Genomic DNA, 14,290 nt, shown 5'->3' with positions numbered 1-14,290 from the left:
GGAGCTGTAATGAGCGAAGCCATTAATCCCACCGCGCTGGAAACGCTGTTCACCGGCGCCCGCACCCATAACGGCTGGCAGGATATTGCCGTCAGCGACGAGACGCTGCGCGAAATCTACGACCTGATGAAATGGGGGCCAACCTCGGCCAACTGCTCCCCTGCGCGCATTGTGTTTGTGCGAAGCGCGGAGGGAAAAGAGAAGCTGCGCCCGGCGCTCTCCAGCGGCAACCTGGAGAAAACGCTCACCGCCCCGGTCACGGCGATTGTCGCCTGGGACAGTGAATTCTACGAGCGCCTGCCTGAACTGTTCCCGCACGGCGATGCCAGAAGCTGGTTTACCGCAAGCCCCGCGCTGGCGGAAGAAACCGCCTTTCGCAACAGCTCGCTGCAGGCCGCCTACATGATTTTCGCCTGTCGCGCGCTGGGGCTGGACACCGGCCCGATGTCGGGCTTTGACCGCCAAAAGGTCGACGAGGCCTTTTTCACCGGCACGACGCTTAAAAGCAATCTGCTGATCAACATTGGCTACGGCGACCCGGGCAAACTTTACGGGCGCCTGCCGCGCCTGACCTTCGACGATGCCTGCGGGCTGGCGTAAGGAGCGAACATGACGACACCGGATAAGCAAACCTTTCGCGACGCCATGGCCTGCGTTGGCGCGGCGGTGAACATCATCACCACCGACGGCCCGGCGGGGCTGGCAGGCTTCACCGCCAGCGCGGTGTGCAGCGTTACGGATTCACCGCCCACCCTGCTGGTGTGCCTGAACCGCGGCGCGTCCGTCTGGCCGACGTTCAGCGAAAACCGCACCCTTTGCGTGAATACCCTCAGCGCCGGACAGGAGCCGCTCTCAAACCTGTTTGGCGGCAAAACGCCAATGGAAGAACGCTTCGCCGCCGCCCGCTGGCAGACGGGCGACACCGGATGTCCGCGTCTGGAGGATGCGCTGGCCTCGTTTGACTGCCGCATCAGCCAGGTGGTGAGCGTCGGCACCCATGACATTTTGTTCTGCGACATCGTTTCGATTATTCGCCACCCGGCGCCGCAAGGGCTGGTGTGGTTTGACCGCGGCTACCACGCGCTAATGCGACCCGCCTGTTAAGGCGCTCTAAGGAGACAGACCATGTTCGGATTTCCCCACTGGCAGTTGAAATCGACCTCCACAGAAGCTGGCGTGGTCGCGCCGGATGAACGCCTCCCGCTCGGGCAGACGATGGTGATGGGCGTCCAGCACGCGGTCGCCATGTTTGGCGCCACGGTGCTAATGCCGATGCTGATGGGACTCGATCCCAACCTCTCGATTCTGATGTCCGGTATCGGCACCCTGCTGTTCTTTTTTGTCACCGGCGGGCGCGTGCCCAGCTATCTGGGATCCAGCGCCGCCTTTGTCGGCGTGGTGATCGCCACCACCGGGTTTAACGGCCAGGGAATCAACCCCAACCTGAGCGTGGCCCTCGGCGGCATCATCGCCTGCGGTCTGGTGTATACCCTGATTGGTCTGGTGGTGATGAAGATCGGCACGCGCTGGATCGAACGCATGATGCCCCCCGTCGTCACCGGCGCGGTAGTAATGGCGATCGGTCTGAACCTTGCGCCGATTGCGGTGAAAAGCGTCTCCGGCTCGCCCTTTGAAAGCTGGATGGCCGTCGTGACCGTGCTGTGCATCGGTCTGGTGGCGGTCTTTACGCGGGGCATGATCCAGCGGCTGCTGATCCTGGTCGGGTTGATTGTCGCCTGTCTGGTATATGCCCTGCTGGCGAACGTTTTTGGTCTCGGCAAGCCGGTTGATTTTACGCTGCTGCATCAGGCCGCCTGGTTCGGCCTGCCGCAGATCACCTCCCCCACCTTTAACACCCAGGCGATGATGCTTATCGCCCCCGTCGCAGTTATCCTGGTGGCGGAAAATCTGGGCCACCTGAAGGCGGTCGCGGGAATGACCGGACGCAGCATGGACCCGTACATGGGCCGCGCGTTCGTCGGCGACGGGCTGGCGACCATGCTCTCCGGTTCCGTGGGCGGCAGCGGCGTTACCACCTATGCCGAGAATATCGGCGTGATGGCGGTGACCAAAGTCTATTCGACGCTGGTCTTCGTGGCGGCGGCGGTGATGGCGATGCTGCTCGGCTTCTCGCCGAAATTCGGCGCGCTGATCCATACCATTCCGTCACCGGTCATCGGCGGGGCATCAATCGTGGTGTTTGGGCTGATCGCCGTGGCCGGGGCGCGCATCTGGGTGCAGCATCGCGTCGACCTTAGTCAGAATGGCAACCTGATTATGGTGGCGGTCACGCTGGTGCTGGGCGCGGGCGATTTTGCCCTGACGCTGGGCGGGTTTACGATCGGCGGGATTGGCACGGCGACCTTCGGCGCGATCCTGCTTAACGCCCTGCTGAGCCGCCGGATGGCCGCTGCGCCGCAGGGCGAGGTGGTGCGTCAGGAGTCGTGAAATCTCAATGTCGGGTGACGGCGACGCCTTACCCGACCTTTATGTTCGCTAAGAACACCTTTATGTCAGGCAATCACACCTGCTAAAACAGTCGTTCGATAGATTTTGTAGGAAAGAAAAGAGAATGGCTGTTTTCACCCGTCAGCGGAATAAAGCCCTGCTTCAGATAAAATTGTTTTGCCTGGTCGTTGAGTGCATCAACAAATATTCCGTGTACGCCCACCGCCTGCGATGCCAGATAGACAACCCGCATGGCATGCGTGACGAGCGTCGTTCCCCACTCCAGCCCCTGTAAGTCTTTATGTATCGCCAGACGTCCCAGCGTTACGCTCGGTACGTTGCTATAAGGGATCCGACGCTGCTGAGTCTTAGAAGGCAGCATCGCTTTTTCAAAGCAACTACCAGACAACGTGTAATAGCCCAGGACTCGCGGACCATCGCGATCTTTAAGCAAATAGCCTCGTAAAATACGCCCATTGTGCTGACGCACCAGATGTTCTGTGAGGAAGACATTTAGCGAGGGTTCACCACAATCGAAGTCCCTGAAATCATAGTCTTTTCCCTCTGAAAACATTTCGATCGTGAGATTGTCCACGACGCTTCACTCCATGTTTCGAAGACGTTTCGCCGCTCGCTTCAGGCGTTCATTTGGCTCTGGTGGATTGTCGATGGCATCCATCACCGCATTCCAGGATGCTTCGTTTAATACGAGACGGCGGTGCTGCTCGATGACTTCCGCTGCCCGCTCTGACGCACTGTTCACCATAAACTGGGTGATCGTTTGATTCGTCATCGCTGCCGCTTCTTCAATCATTGTTTTGTCTTCGTCCGTTAAGCGAAGATCGATACGCTGTTTTTTCAGTGCTGGCATGGTTTACTTCACCGTGTACGGTATTTATCCGTACACATCGTAGATAAACCCGTCTATTTTTTCAATCTAAACCTTCTTCAGCAGTCATGTCGCTCACCGGGTTCCGACGCTTTCTGAGCTTCAACTCGCTCACCAGCACCCCGGCGACAATAAACGCCGCGCCCACCAGGGCCAGCAGCGGCAGACGTTCCCCGGCGAGTCGCCCAAAAATCCCTGCCCAGACCGGCTCGCCGGTGTAGATGACCGTTGCTCGCGTTGGCGATACGCTGCGCTGCGCCCAGTTCATGGTGACCTGGATAATGGCGCTGAAAATCCCCAGCCCCAGCGCCACCACGACCAGGCCCGTGGACATCGGCGGCACGGACTCCCCTGCCGGCACCATCGTCGCAAAGGCCACCAGCGAGGCCGTGGCGAGCTGCACCACCGTCACCCGTTTGACGTCGACCTTGCCCGCCCACGCGCTGATGAGAATAATCTCCGCCGCAATGGCAATCGCCCCAATCAGGGTAATGATCTCGCCCGGCCCCAGCGCCAGAAGATTGTTTTCCGGCCCGGCCAGTAAGATCAGACCGATAAACGCCAGCACGATGCCAATACAGGACATCAGACCCGGCAGCCGCCCCAGGCACAGCCATTGCAGTAGCGGCACCAGCGGCACATACATGGCAGTGATAAACGCGGATTTGCTGCTGGAGATGGTCTGCAATCCCCACGTCTGCAGGCTGTAGCCCATGGCTATCGCCACCCCAATCGCCACGCCCGCCTTAAGCTCTTTCAGCGTCAGACCCCGCAGCGTTTTAAGGGATATTAGCCCCACGGCTAACGCCGCCGTCGCAAAGCGAAGGCCGACAAAGAAGAACGGATCGCTGAGGGTCACCGCGTACTGAACGGCCAGAAACGTCCCGCCCCAAAACATGGTGATGAGAATGAGGATGGCTTCCTGTGGTTTTACGGAGAATTTAAAGCGTGAGACAGACATGCGGCACCAGGAAATGAGAACAATTCTGTAGTGTGCGTTGCCTTTGGTTACAGTTCAATGTTGCAGAAATAAAAAAAACCGCCGGGGGAAACCCGGCGGCAGGGAGTCAACCCGGCGAATTACTTATTACCGCCATGGCTGTTTTTCCCCCCTTTCTTGCCAGCCTCAGATGCGCGCTGAGGGTCATTTTTAAAATTCCCCCCGCTATGCTGGCCACCTTTACGGCCTGCTTCTGATGCTCTTTCACGGTCTTCTGCGAAATTACCTGAACCACCACGATGGTTTGCCATCTCTAACCTCCAGAGTGTGAAACATTAGACATCATATTGCATTCAGTAAAAGAGGATTCTTTCACCTCGCGGCTCAAAGACAACGCCTTTATCTGTGCCGCGTGAAACTAAGCTTAGTGGAATGAGGTTATCCGGCAAGCCGAAGGTAATATCCTGCAACATGATCTCAGTCTTTCGGGTGAGATGACGCGGCGGTAATTCATAAGCCTTTCTTATCATTTTAAAAATCCGCACCGGGAAAGTTGTATCATTTTGCTACAAAGCCATTTTTCTCCTCATGTTGTTATAAATCAAATAAATGGCGTTCATTTTTGCAGTCTGGCTGTGATGACATATCTTTAAAAGAGCGCAGCGATCCGCTGTCAGAGAAACCAACGAGGAGTGAAGCAAAATGGCAAAAGTTCTGGTGCTCTATTATTCCATGTATGGACACATTGAAACCATGGCTCACGCGGTAGCAGAAGGTGCAAACAGGGTTGACGGCGTTGAGGTTGTGGTGAAACGCGTACCGGAAACCATGCAGGCGGAAGCCTTCGCGAAAGCCGGGGGAAAAACACAAAACGCCCCGGTCGCCACCCCGCAGGAGCTGGCGGATTATGATGCCATTATCTTCGGCACCCCAACCCGCTTCGGCAATATGTCAGGCCAGATGCGCACCTTCCTCGATCAAACCGGCGGACTTTGGGCATCCGGGGCGCTCTACGGCAAACTCGCCAGCGTATTCAGCTCTACCGGGACCGGCGGCGGTCAGGAGCAGACGATTACCTCAACCTGGACTACCCTTGCTCATCACGGGATGGTGATTGTGCCAATTGGCTACGGCGCGCAGGAGCTGTTTGATATTTCCCAGGTGCGCGGCGGTACGCCGTATGGTGCAACCACCATTGCCGGTGGGGATGGTTCACGCCAGCCAAGCAATGAAGAACTGTCTATCGCCCGCTATCAGGGTGAATACGTCGCGGGTCTGGCCAAAAAACTCAACGGCTAACACCCAACAGGAGGACAAGCATGCCAACTCAAGAATCCAAAGCTCACCACGTGGGCGAATGGGCAAGTTTACGCAACACCTCTCCGGAGATTGCCGAAGCTATCTTTGAAGTCGCGAAATACGATGAAAAGCTGGCCGAGCAGATTTGGGAAGAAGGCAACGATGAAGTGCTGGTGCGCGCCTTCGAAAAAACGGACAAAGACTCGCTCTTCTGGGGTGAGCAAACCATCGAACGTAAAAACGTTTAAGCGTTTCCCCCCGCCATCACGCGGGGGGTTCTCTCTTACTTCGCCGCGTTATTCATCACCGCATTGAATTTATCGACAGGACAGAAGCCGTTCGCATCCACCGGGCAGCCCTTCAGCTCCAGCGTCACGCGCTGCGCCGGAGACTGCAGCGACAGCACGCTGGCGTTGCGCAGCTGCTCTGAGCTCTGATAGACATACTCAATTTTCATCAGCTCCTGGTTGGCATTTTTGTCATGCCAGCGCTGGAAGACAATCTTGCCGCCAATCGGGGTGCGCTCCTGCTGGTCGTGCAGCTGGTACGGTTTGAAATCGAGGGCGGTGAGCAGGGAAGCAATGTTCGAATCATGCCCCACCAGCAGGGTGATCTTTGGCGCTTTCGCCTGCTCGGTGACCAGCGTTTTATCGATATACTTCACCAGCGGTTTCGCCACGTTTTGCGCCACCTCGGTAGAGGTAAACAGCGAGTCCTGATAGCCGTTTTTCAGCTTCGACAGCACGCGCCACTGCTGGTCGGTTTTGATTTCGCCCCAGGCGACCTGGTCGGCCGGGAAGCCTTCGTAATACTGCAGCGTGAACGCGTCCACCAGCGAGTTGCCCACCTTCAGCGGCCCGGATACGCCAGGCTCTTTTTCATAGTCGGCGCTGAAGGTATCTTTCGCGTCCGCCAGCGAGCAGACTTTTTTCTCTTTGCAGGACGGCGAGTCGGCGTAGTTGGTCATCTGCTCCAGCAGCTTGTAGCTTTCACCAAGCTGCATTTTCTGCCGCTCGGACTCCATCGCCTTGAGCGCTTTTTCGCGGAATTCCGGCGAGTTATCGGTAATCACCGGATTGAATGTCGGGTCCATGGTGCCCATTTTTTCCTGGTGGTGCACGGGCACATCGCAGCCCGGGAACGCGCCGGTAATGAAGAACTGCGCGGTGGCGACGGTGCGCTGCAGGCTGTTGGCGTAAGCATAAACGCTATCCGCCGGTGGACATTCTCCCGTCTTCACCATCCCCTGCTGCGCCAGCCACTCGCGCATGTAGTGCCCCATATAGACCTCCAGCACGCCACCTTTGGTGGTGAGCTGGCCGCCCGGCACCTCCCACTCCGGCCACTGCTTCGGCGTGGACTGCTCCAGCACGCTGCCGTTATTGGCCAGCGGCGCGCGCAGGTTGTGACGGCTCATGATTAAAACTTGCTCCAGTTGATACCCTTCCGGCGTCTCTTGCGCCTGTACGCCAAACGTTGCTGAAATGGAACCGGCGACTGCCAGCGCGAGTAGTGCTTTTCTCATCCCTAATTCCTCACTCGTTTTAAAATGTCGCGTTCAGTGTGACAGGTTCGTCACAATTTTCCGGGAAGCATTTCTCAAACTGATGATTAACGTGCTTACGGAGTGTGCCAATTAGTTTTATAATAAAACCACACCCCACCGGAGAATTCGCTGTGAAACGTACCCGCCTTGAAGAGAGCACCTGCCCCGTTGCCCGTTCACTGGATATCATCGGCGACTGGTGGTCGCTGCTGATCGTTCGAGACGCGCTTCGCGGTATTAAACGCTTCGGCGAGTTTCAGAAAAGCCTCGGTATCGCGAAAAACATGCTGACCACGCGGCTCAAGCTGCTGGTGGACGAAGGCATCCTCCGGCTTCAGCCCGCCTCCGACGGCAGCGCCTGGCAGGAATATGTCCTGACCGACAAGGGACGCGCCCTGCAAACCGTGCTGGTTGCCTTGTCCCAGTGGGGCAATGAATTTTTGTTCGCGGAAAACGAATGCGGCACCGTTCTCGTCGATAGCGAACAGCGCAAACCGCTGCGAAAACTGATGCTTATCGCCGACGACGGGCGCGAACTGACGCCTGAAGAGATCGTGGCCAAACTCCCCTCCTGAGCTCACCCGCCAGGCAAAAGCAAAAAAATCTCGCCAATGTGGTTGCATTATAAAACCAAATGACAGAGAGTTAATTCAGTTTCATATTGAAACCAAATAACCCACTTTGCCTGAGGTAATGCATTATGACTACGCAAATCACCACCGCCCTGATCACGGGTGCCTCTTCCGGGATCGGTGCCGTCTATGCCGATCGCCTTGCCGCGCGCGGTGCCAACCTGGTCCTGGTCGCCCGCCGCGAGGATCGCCTGAAAACCCTCGCCGCCGACCTGCGCGCGCGCTACGGCGTGGCCGTCGATATTCTGGTGGCCGATCTCACCGATGAAGCCGGGATCCGGGCGGTGGAAGAGGAACTGCGCAGCAATACCGCCATTGATACGCTGGTTAACAACGCGGGCACCGCGCAGATGGCGCCGTTCCTCGCGGGCGAGGTGGCGCAGCATCAGGCCATCAATACCCTCAACACCACGGCGCTGATGCGGCTGACCTACGCCATTCTCCCGCGACTGGCGCGGAACAATCGCGGCACGCTGATCAATATCGCCTCGGTGTTATCGCTCCATGTCCGTGCGGGCAGCGCGCTCTACAGCGCCACCAAGGCCTGGGTACTGAGCTTTACCCGCGGACTGCAGGAAGAATTTGCCGACAGCAACGTGCGCATTCAGGCCGTGCTGCCCGCCGCGACCGCGACGGAGATCTGGAGCCATTCTGGCGTCACGGTGAACGATCTGCCGGAAGGATCGGTGATGACCACCGACGATATGGTGGATGCGTCGCTGGCGGGTCTGGATCAGGGCGAACCGATCACCATCCCGCCGATGCATGACGTCAGCCTGTGGGACCGCTACGAAGCGGCACGCCTCGAGCTGTTTAACAGCGCGCGCACCGGCATCCCGGCTCCGCGCTACGTAAAGCAGTAGCCTAACGCTCCAGCTGGTCGCCGTACTCGCTCATCCAGGCGGCCAGCGGTGAGAGTGCATCCTGCAGGGTTAACCCCAGCTCGGTTATCTGATACTCCACGCGCGGCGGGATCTCCGGGTAGACCGTCCGCGTCACCAGCCCGCGCTGCTCAAACAGGCGCAGCTGCTTCGTCAGCTCTTTCTGGGTGATGGGTGCAGCCGCCCGCAGCAGATCGCCAAAGCGGACAGGCGTGTTAATCACAATAAGACGATAAAGGATCGGGATTGCCCATTTGCCGGAAATCAGGTTGACAAACTGCGTCATCGGGCAGGTATAGGCCTCAGATTTTTTTTCACAGCACTCACCCAGCATTTCTGCCATAGCACACCTCTTGCCTCGTTAGTATCCATTTGGTACCTGGTTTCCTTTCGATACTAACGTTTCTATAGTGCTTTCTCCAGTGACATTTCAGGAGAAGAACATGGGTCGTTTAACCGATAAGTATACGTTGATTACCGGCGGCACCAGCGGCATCGGTCTTGCCACCGCGCAGGCGTTTATCGCCGAAGGCGCCCGCGTCGCCGTGACCGGACGCAACCCGGACACCCTCGCCGAAGCTGAGCGCATTCTGGGCGATAAGGCCTGGGTGATCCCGACCGATGCGGGCGATATCACCTCGCAAAAAGCGCTGGCGGAAACCCTCGCCGCCCGCTGGCCGCGCCTGGACGCGGTGTTTCTCAACGCCGGCGACGTGACGCACGCGCCGCTGGAAGCCTGGCAGGAAGAGGCCTGGGACCGTCTGATGAACATCAACCTGAAGGGGCCGTTCTTTTTAATCCAGGCGCTGCTGCCGCTGCTGAACAACCCGTCCTCGATAATCCTCTGCGGCTCCGTGAGCGCGCGCATCGGCCTGCCCACCAGCAGCGTGTATGCCGCGAGCAAGGCCGCCCTGCTGTCGCTGGCGCGCACGCTGTCGGCGGAGCTGCTGCCGCGCGGGATCCGCGTCAACGGCCTGAGCCCCGGTCCGGTGGAGACCCCGGCGTTTACGAAAACGGGCTTAAGCGACGAGGCGCTTAACGCGATGATGGCGGAAATCATCAAGCTGGTGCCGCTCGGCAGAATGGGCTCGACGACGGAGCTGGCAAAAGCCGCGCTCTATCTGGCCTCCGACGAGTCGAGCTACACGGTGGGAACGGAGCTGCTGGTGGACGGCGGCATGGGAAGTCTGTAATTCAAAAGGCGCTGATGCCGGTGACCGCGCCGACATACAGCGCCGCCCACGCGCAGGCGGAAAGCAGGCTGACGGCGTAGACTTTGACGGCGTTCAGCCTGAGCATACCCGCCGCCAGCGGCACGACATAACGCAACACCGCCAGAAAGCGCGACGTAAACAGGGCGATGACGCCGTTCTTTTGTAGCTGATGCTGGACCCGTAAAAACGTAGCGGCATGCTTCGCCGTGAAGCGCGTGACCAGCCGGGTGTGCCCCATCAGCTGGCCGATATGGTAATTCAGCATCGAACCTGCCGTCGCCCCCATCACCACGGCCAGCCACGCCAGCGCCGGGTGCATGTTCCCCTGGCTGACGGTAATGCCCGCCAGCAGCATCACCGAGGCGGGCGGCAGCACGGAGGAGATCAGCACCGTGGACTTGCTCAGCGCCATCACGAATAACAGCGCGAACAGATGTGCCGGATACAGCGCAAAATGATTCAGCAGATTATCAAGCCACGCCATTTTCCTCTCCCCCGTTAATTATTTAATTCTCCATTTAAAATGAATAACCTTAAATAAACCCTCAACATTTTATTAATAAGATTTATCTAAACCGTTCTTAAACATTATTTAATTTTCTGAGCGCTAAATTTAAACAGGCGTATTATCCATCTCGTTTTACAACGATCTCGTTATGGCGAGGCTCCTGTACAAATACACGTTATCGCTCTGGTAGGTTCGAGAGAACCGGCACAGGGTAAAACAGGCACTGTCGAATCAAGGCTTTGTCAGTATAACTTCCCTTGCGGGATACGGTGTACAGTGCTGAACCCAGGACGTGGGGATCTCCTCTTCGACATGCCCTGTCTTGCTCGCCCCTGAGAGATGTTATTATTCAAAGGGAATTCACTATGTCTTACGCTATTCACAACCAAAACCTGGCATTCAATGACAGCGCGGTCGCGCAATATATGAATACCGATTTTATCGTCCTCGATATTGCATTATGCGTGGCGCTGGCGCGCGAGCAATTCTTCAAAAAATTAAAAGACGATGATATTCCGTCGCATATTTTTATTGAAGACAATGGCCGCCTTGCGGGGATGGTTGCCGTGCGCAAGCTGCTACAGACCACAGATACCGTACAGCCAATTAAAAGCCTGATGATTTCGCAGTTTTTGCAGGTCAAACCGGAGGATGAACGTGCCGATGTTGCAGGGCTGCTGGCGCACGGCGACGCAGATGTCGTGCCCGTGGTGACCCACGGCAAACTCGTCGGCTGCCTGACCGAGCGCGAAATTGCCCATCTGCTGGAAGATGACGTCACCGAAGATGCCCAGCTTCAGGGGGCGACGCTGCCGCTGGAGAAGCCCTATCTGGAAACCAGCGCCTTCAGCCTGTGGAAGAAACGCTCCGTCTGGCTGCTGCTGCTGTTTGTCGCCGAAGCCTACACCAGCTCGGTCATTCAGCATTTTGAAGAGGCGCTGGAGTCCGCCATCGCGCTGGCGTTCTTTATTCCGCTGCTGATCGGCACGGGCGGCAACAGCGGGACGCAGATCACCTCCACCCTGGTGCGCGCCATGGCGCTGGGTGAAGTTCATCTGCGCGACGTGGGCCGCGTGCTGCGCAAAGAGATGACCACCTCGCTGATGATTGCCGTGACGCTCGGCATTGCCGGGTGCATTCGCGCCTGGATGATGGGGATCGGGCTGGAGATTACGCTCATCGTCAGCCTGACGCTGGTGTGCATTACGCTCTGGAGCGCGATCGTGTCGTCCGTCATTCCGATGGTGCTCAAGCGCTGCGGCATTGACCCGGCGGTCGTCTCCGCGCCGTTTATCGCGACGCTGATCGACGGTACCGGGCTGATTATCTACTTTAAGATCGCGCAATATACGCTGGGGCTGGAGTGATGTGATTCCTTGCCGGGTGGCGCTGCCGCTTACCCGGCCTACCCATCCCGTAGGCCCGTGCAAGCGCAGCGCCGCCGGGCAACAATCAGATCGCACCAAGCGCTCTCACCGCCTGCCCAAATGCCTCAATCGCCAGGGCAACATCCTCAGCCATCACCGATTCCGCCGGATGGTGGCTTATCCCGCCCTTACAGCGCACAAACAGCATCCCCACCGGCCAGCGTTCCGCCAGGGCGATGGTGTCATGCCCGGCGCCGCTGGGCAGAGATAACGAGCGCCCCTGCACCGATTCAACCGCGTCGCCCAGCAGGCGCTGCAAACGCGCATCGCACGGCGTGGCGGCGATCCGGTAAAACTCCTCGGCGCTGAAGCTCAGCCCGCGACGGGCGGCGATCGCCTGCGCCTGCGCCAGCAGTTCAGCGAGCAGCGCGTCCAGCGGGGCATCCTGCGGGCCGCGAATATCCAGCGAGAGCGCAACCTCGCCGGGGATGACGTTGACCGCGCCGGGCAGGCAGCGCAGTTCTCCGACCGTTGCCACCCGGTTGCCGCCCTGCTGCCGGGTGGTGTTTTCAATCAGCACCATCCACTCGGCGGCGGCGGCCAGAGCATCCTTACGATGGTTCATCGGCACGGTACCGGCGTGCCCGGCCTCGCCGGTGAAGCGGCAGTTGAGGCGGCGCGCGCCGTTGATGGCTTCCACCACGCCCAGCGCCAGCCCTTCCTGCTCCAGACACGGTCCCTGTTCGATATGCAGTTCCAGACAGGCGCTGAAATCCTCCTGATGGCGTGCCGCGAGCGCCACGCGAGTGGGATCGAGCCCCGCCTGCACCATCGCCTGCGCCACGCTGATGCCCTGGGCATCGCACGTCTCCAGCCAGCCCTGCGGCCAGGTGCCCGTCAGACCACGGCTGCCCAGCAGGGTGATGCCAAAACGGGTGCCCTCTTCGTCGCCAAAGCCGACAATCTCGATGGCCTGCGCCAGATGCCGCCCCTGCTGGTGCAGGTTGTCCACCACTTCGATGGCGGTGAGCACCCCGAGCATGCCGTCGTAGCGCCCGGCGTTGCGTACGGTGTCCAGATGCGAGCCGAGCAGCACCGCCTGCGCCCCCTCCTGCGCGCCCTCGTAGCGTCCACAGATATTGCCCACGCTGTCCTGCCAGACGGTCATGCCCGCCTGGCGCATCCACTCTCCAACCAGCTGGTTGGCCTGGAGATGCTGCGTGGAGAGATAGACCCGCGTCAGGCCGTCCGGGGTTTCGCTGATGGCGGCCAGCGCGTCGGCGCGCGCCATCACTCGCTCTGCCGCCGGGCTCATTGCGGCGTCTCGCGACGATAGTGGTCCCACGCGGCCTGCATGGCGGCCCCCTGGGTGGTGGTGAATTTGAGGTAGTTCAGCACCGACTCCAGCGCGCTCAGGGTGGTCATCACGCAGTCCTTGCGCGCATTGTAGCCCATGGTGCCAATGCGCCACACTTTGCCGTGCAGCGGGCCAAACGAGGTGCCGATTTCAATCCCGAAATCCTCCAGCATCAGCTTACGCACCAGGTCGCCGTTGATCCCCTGCGGGATGACCACGCCCAGCACGTTGTTCATCTTGTGCTTCAGGTCGCCGAAGGTCTCCAGCCCCATCGCCTGAATGCCCTTCAGCAGCGCATCGCCGTGCAGCCTGTGGCGCGCGATGCCGTTATCCAGCCCCTCCTGCAGGATCAGCCGCGCGCATTCGCGGGCGCCAAACAGTGCGGTGGTCGCTTCGGTGTGGTGGTTCAGCCGCTCCGGCCCCCAGTAGTCCATCACCATGCCGAGATCGAAGTAGTTGGAGTAGATCATCTCCTCGTCGCCGTCGCGGTGGGCGTCGGTGCGAATACCCTCCTCCACGCACTTGCGGCGACGGATTGCCTCTTCCATCCGCGCGCTCAGGGTGATCGGTGACGTGCCGGACGGGCCGCCGAGGCACTTCTGCATCCCGGCCGAGACGGCATCCAGCCCCCAGGCGTCGGTCTCCAGCGCGTTACCGCCGAGCGACGCGGTGGCATCGGTGTAAAACAGCACGTCGTAGCGGCGGCAGATCGCGCCAAGCTCGGCGAGCGGCTGCAGCATGGTGGTGGAGGTGTCGCCCTGCACGGTCAGCAGCAGGCGCGGACGAATACGCTTAATCGCATCCTCCACCTGGTCCGGGGTAAACACCTCGCCCCACGGTACTTCGATGGTATGCACCTCCGCGCGGCAGCGGCGGGCAATTTCACACAGCAGGTGACCAAAGCGGCCAAACACCGGCACCAGCACCTTATCGCCCGGGCGAATGGCGGAGACCAGAATGGCTTCAATCCCCGCGCGGGAGGTGCCGTTCACCAGCATCGTCCAGCGGTTTTCGGTGCGGAACACGCCGCGATAGAGCGCCATCACCTCGTTCATGTAGTGGGTCATGGCCGGATCGTACTGGCCGATCAGCTGGCTCGACATGGCGCGCAGCACGCGCGGGTCGGCGTTGATCGGGCCCGGCCCCATCAGCAGGCGCTGCGGCGGGTTGATTTGCGGAAAGTGTGCGATATCCATTGTTCAGTCCTTA

Annotated in this window: 18 protein-coding genes and 1 riboswitch; of the genes, 9 read left to right on the top strand and 9 right to left on the bottom strand. The window is 59.3% G+C overall.

Features of this window, described 5'->3' with window-relative positions; genetic code table 11:
- Positions 1 to 9: 9 nt before the first annotated feature.
- From ACOTXT_RS14740 to rutG, 3 genes are read left to right on the top strand one after another with little or no spacing between them, the layout of a single operon-like run.
- Complete coding sequence (locus ACOTXT_RS14740; protein ID WP_023327079.1) at positions 10 to 600, top strand: malonic semialdehyde reductase; 591 nt, start codon at positions 10 to 12, stop codon at positions 598 to 600.
- 9 nt (positions 601 to 609) lie between these two features.
- A complete protein-coding gene (rutF, locus tag ACOTXT_RS14735) occupies positions 610 to 1,104 on the top strand; it encodes an NADH-dependent FMN reductase RutF (RefSeq protein ID WP_023292823.1) in 495 nt (164 codons plus the stop codon).
- Positions 1,105 to 1,125: 21 nt separating this feature from the next.
- Positions 1,126 to 2,448, top strand: a complete 1,323-nt coding sequence (rutG, locus tag ACOTXT_RS14730) for a pyrimidine utilization transport protein G (protein WP_008499826.1) — start codon at positions 1,126 to 1,128, stop codon at positions 2,446 to 2,448.
- 82 nt (positions 2,449 to 2,530) lie between these two features.
- On the opposite strand, the gene ACOTXT_RS14725 is transcribed toward rutG, so the two are convergent.
- The 4 genes from ACOTXT_RS14725 to ACOTXT_RS14710 form a co-directional block, all read right to left on the bottom strand.
- Positions 2,531 to 3,043 carry a GNAT family N-acetyltransferase gene (locus tag ACOTXT_RS14725; protein ID WP_032663845.1) on the bottom strand — a complete coding sequence of 171 codons (513 nt, stop codon included), beginning with the start codon at positions 3,041 to 3,043 and terminating at the stop codon, positions 2,531 to 2,533.
- 6 nt (positions 3,044 to 3,049) lie between these two features.
- On the bottom strand, positions 3,050 to 3,319 hold the full coding sequence (locus ACOTXT_RS14720; RefSeq protein ID WP_008499829.1) for a DUF1778 domain-containing protein: 270 nt from the start codon (positions 3,317 to 3,319) through the stop codon (positions 3,050 to 3,052).
- 61 nt (positions 3,320 to 3,380) lie between these two features.
- Entirely contained in the window at positions 3,381 to 4,298 is a 918-nt protein-coding gene (locus ACOTXT_RS14715; protein WP_023292825.1) for a DMT family transporter, read from the bottom strand.
- Positions 4,299 to 4,417: 119 nt separating this feature from the next.
- Positions 4,418 to 4,588, bottom strand: a complete 171-nt coding sequence (locus ACOTXT_RS14710) for a general stress protein (protein ID WP_013097201.1) — start codon at positions 4,586 to 4,588, stop codon at positions 4,418 to 4,420.
- A gap of 391 nt (positions 4,589 to 4,979) precedes the next feature.
- On the opposite strand from ACOTXT_RS14710, the gene wrbA reads away from it, so the two are divergent.
- Positions 4,980 to 5,576 (top strand): NAD(P)H:quinone oxidoreductase, encoded by a 597-nt coding sequence (gene wrbA / locus ACOTXT_RS14705; RefSeq protein WP_008499831.1) that lies wholly within the window; start codon positions 4,980 to 4,982, stop codon positions 5,574 to 5,576.
- Between the two features lie 20 nt (positions 5,577 to 5,596).
- Positions 5,597 to 5,824 carry a YccJ family protein gene (locus tag ACOTXT_RS14700; protein ID WP_008499832.1) on the top strand — a complete coding sequence of 76 codons (228 nt, stop codon included), beginning with the start codon at positions 5,597 to 5,599 and terminating at the stop codon, positions 5,822 to 5,824.
- A 35-nt stretch (positions 5,825 to 5,859) separates the two neighbouring features.
- Here the strand turns inward: ACOTXT_RS14700 and agp are convergent, their stop codons facing one another.
- Positions 5,860 to 7,101, bottom strand: coding sequence for a bifunctional glucose-1-phosphatase/inositol phosphatase (gene agp, locus ACOTXT_RS14695; RefSeq protein ID WP_008499833.1), 1,242 nt, complete (start codon positions 7,099 to 7,101; stop codon positions 5,860 to 5,862).
- A gap of 152 nt (positions 7,102 to 7,253) precedes the next feature.
- On the opposite strand from agp, the gene ACOTXT_RS14690 reads away from it, so the two are divergent.
- Together ACOTXT_RS14690 and ACOTXT_RS14685 are read left to right on the top strand one after the other, a co-directional pair.
- A complete protein-coding gene (locus tag ACOTXT_RS14690) occupies positions 7,254 to 7,697 on the top strand; it encodes a winged helix-turn-helix transcriptional regulator (protein ID WP_008499834.1) in 444 nt (147 codons plus the stop codon).
- A 125-nt stretch (positions 7,698 to 7,822) separates the two neighbouring features.
- Positions 7,823 to 8,617, top strand: a complete 795-nt coding sequence (locus ACOTXT_RS14685; protein ID WP_023292827.1) for an SDR family NAD(P)-dependent oxidoreductase — start codon at positions 7,823 to 7,825, stop codon at positions 8,615 to 8,617.
- A 1-nt stretch (position 8,618) separates the two neighbouring features.
- On the opposite strand, the gene ACOTXT_RS14680 is transcribed toward ACOTXT_RS14685, so the two are convergent.
- Complete coding sequence (locus ACOTXT_RS14680) at positions 8,619 to 8,978, bottom strand: winged helix-turn-helix transcriptional regulator (protein ID WP_055322187.1); 360 nt, start codon at positions 8,976 to 8,978, stop codon at positions 8,619 to 8,621.
- Positions 8,979 to 9,078: 100 nt separating this feature from the next.
- Between ACOTXT_RS14680 and ACOTXT_RS14675 the strand changes: the two genes are divergently transcribed.
- Entirely contained in the window at positions 9,079 to 9,828 is a 750-nt protein-coding gene (locus ACOTXT_RS14675) for an SDR family oxidoreductase (RefSeq protein WP_021240816.1), read from the top strand.
- Between the two features lies 1 nt (position 9,829).
- Here the strand turns inward: ACOTXT_RS14675 and ACOTXT_RS14670 are convergent, their stop codons facing one another.
- Positions 9,830 to 10,333, bottom strand: a complete 504-nt coding sequence (locus ACOTXT_RS14670) for a DedA family protein (RefSeq protein WP_045354428.1) — start codon at positions 10,331 to 10,333, stop codon at positions 9,830 to 9,832.
- 159 nt (positions 10,334 to 10,492) lie between these two features.
- Positions 10,493 to 10,662, top strand: a riboswitch (M-box (ykoK) riboswitch).
- A 60-nt stretch (positions 10,663 to 10,722) separates the two neighbouring features.
- Between ACOTXT_RS14670 and ACOTXT_RS14665 the strand changes: the two genes are divergently transcribed.
- On the top strand, positions 10,723 to 11,724 hold the full coding sequence (locus tag ACOTXT_RS14665; protein ID WP_021240818.1) for a magnesium transporter: 1,002 nt from the start codon (positions 10,723 to 10,725) through the stop codon (positions 11,722 to 11,724).
- 85 nt (positions 11,725 to 11,809) lie between these two features.
- Here the strand turns inward: ACOTXT_RS14665 and hpxK are convergent, their stop codons facing one another.
- Both hpxK and ACOTXT_RS14655 read right to left on the bottom strand, forming a co-directional pair.
- On the bottom strand, positions 11,810 to 13,039 hold the full coding sequence (gene hpxK, locus ACOTXT_RS14660; RefSeq protein WP_023327071.1) for an allantoate amidohydrolase: 1,230 nt from the start codon (positions 13,037 to 13,039) through the stop codon (positions 11,810 to 11,812).
- Entirely contained in the window at positions 13,036 to 14,277 is a 1,242-nt protein-coding gene (locus ACOTXT_RS14655; RefSeq protein WP_333165985.1) for an alanine--glyoxylate aminotransferase family protein, read from the bottom strand. The genes hpxK and ACOTXT_RS14655 overlap by 4 nt, the downstream gene beginning before the upstream one ends.
- Positions 14,278 to 14,290 lie beyond the last annotated feature (13 nt).

Source organism: Enterobacter cloacae complex sp. IR5422 (assembly GCF_049238165.1).
GTDB lineage: Bacteria > Pseudomonadota > Gammaproteobacteria > Enterobacterales > Enterobacteriaceae > Enterobacter > Enterobacter roggenkampii.
The sequence above is the reverse complement of the archived record's forward strand: the minus strand, read 5'-3'. Positions and strand labels throughout refer to the sequence as shown.

Bases quoted from the DNA above. Each gene is read 5' to 3' on its own strand.
- ACOTXT_RS14740 (WP_023327079.1), top strand. From the start codon at position 10: ATGAGCGAAGCCATTAATCCCACCGCGCTGGAAACGCTGTTCACCGGC.
- rutF (WP_023292823.1), top strand. From the start codon at position 610: ATGACGACACCGGATAAGCAAACCTTTCGCGACGCCATGGCCTGCGTT.
- rutG (WP_008499826.1), top strand. From the start codon at position 1,126: ATGTTCGGATTTCCCCACTGGCAGTTGAAATCGACCTCCACAGAAGCT.
- ACOTXT_RS14720 (WP_008499829.1), bottom strand. From the start codon at position 3,319: ATGCCAGCACTGAAAAAACAGCGTATCGATCTTCGCTTAACGGACGAA.
- ACOTXT_RS14715 (WP_023292825.1), bottom strand. From the start codon at position 4,298: ATGTCTGTCTCACGCTTTAAATTCTCCGTAAAACCACAGGAAGCCATC.
- ACOTXT_RS14710 (WP_013097201.1), bottom strand. From the start codon at position 4,588: ATGGCAAACCATCGTGGTGGTTCAGGTAATTTCGCAGAAGACCGTGAA.
- wrbA (WP_008499831.1), top strand. From the start codon at position 4,980: ATGGCAAAAGTTCTGGTGCTCTATTATTCCATGTATGGACACATTGAA.
- ACOTXT_RS14700 (WP_008499832.1), top strand. From the start codon at position 5,597: ATGCCAACTCAAGAATCCAAAGCTCACCACGTGGGCGAATGGGCAAGT.
- agp (WP_008499833.1), bottom strand. From the start codon at position 7,101: ATGAGAAAAGCACTACTCGCGCTGGCAGTCGCCGGTTCCATTTCAGCA.
- ACOTXT_RS14685 (WP_023292827.1), top strand. From the start codon at position 7,823: ATGACTACGCAAATCACCACCGCCCTGATCACGGGTGCCTCTTCCGGG.
- ACOTXT_RS14680 (WP_055322187.1), bottom strand. From the start codon at position 8,978: ATGGCAGAAATGCTGGGTGAGTGCTGTGAAAAAAAATCTGAGGCCTAT.
- ACOTXT_RS14675 (WP_021240816.1), top strand. From the start codon at position 9,079: ATGGGTCGTTTAACCGATAAGTATACGTTGATTACCGGCGGCACCAGC.
- ACOTXT_RS14670 (WP_045354428.1), bottom strand. From the start codon at position 10,333: ATGGCGTGGCTTGATAATCTGCTGAATCATTTTGCGCTGTATCCGGCA.
- ACOTXT_RS14665 (WP_021240818.1), top strand. From the start codon at position 10,723: ATGTCTTACGCTATTCACAACCAAAACCTGGCATTCAATGACAGCGCG.
- hpxK (WP_023327071.1), bottom strand. From the start codon at position 13,039: ATGAGCCCGGCGGCAGAGCGAGTGATGGCGCGCGCCGACGCGCTGGCC.
- ACOTXT_RS14655 (WP_333165985.1), bottom strand. From the start codon at position 14,277: ATGGATATCGCACACTTTCCGCAAATCAACCCGCCGCAGCGCCTGCTG.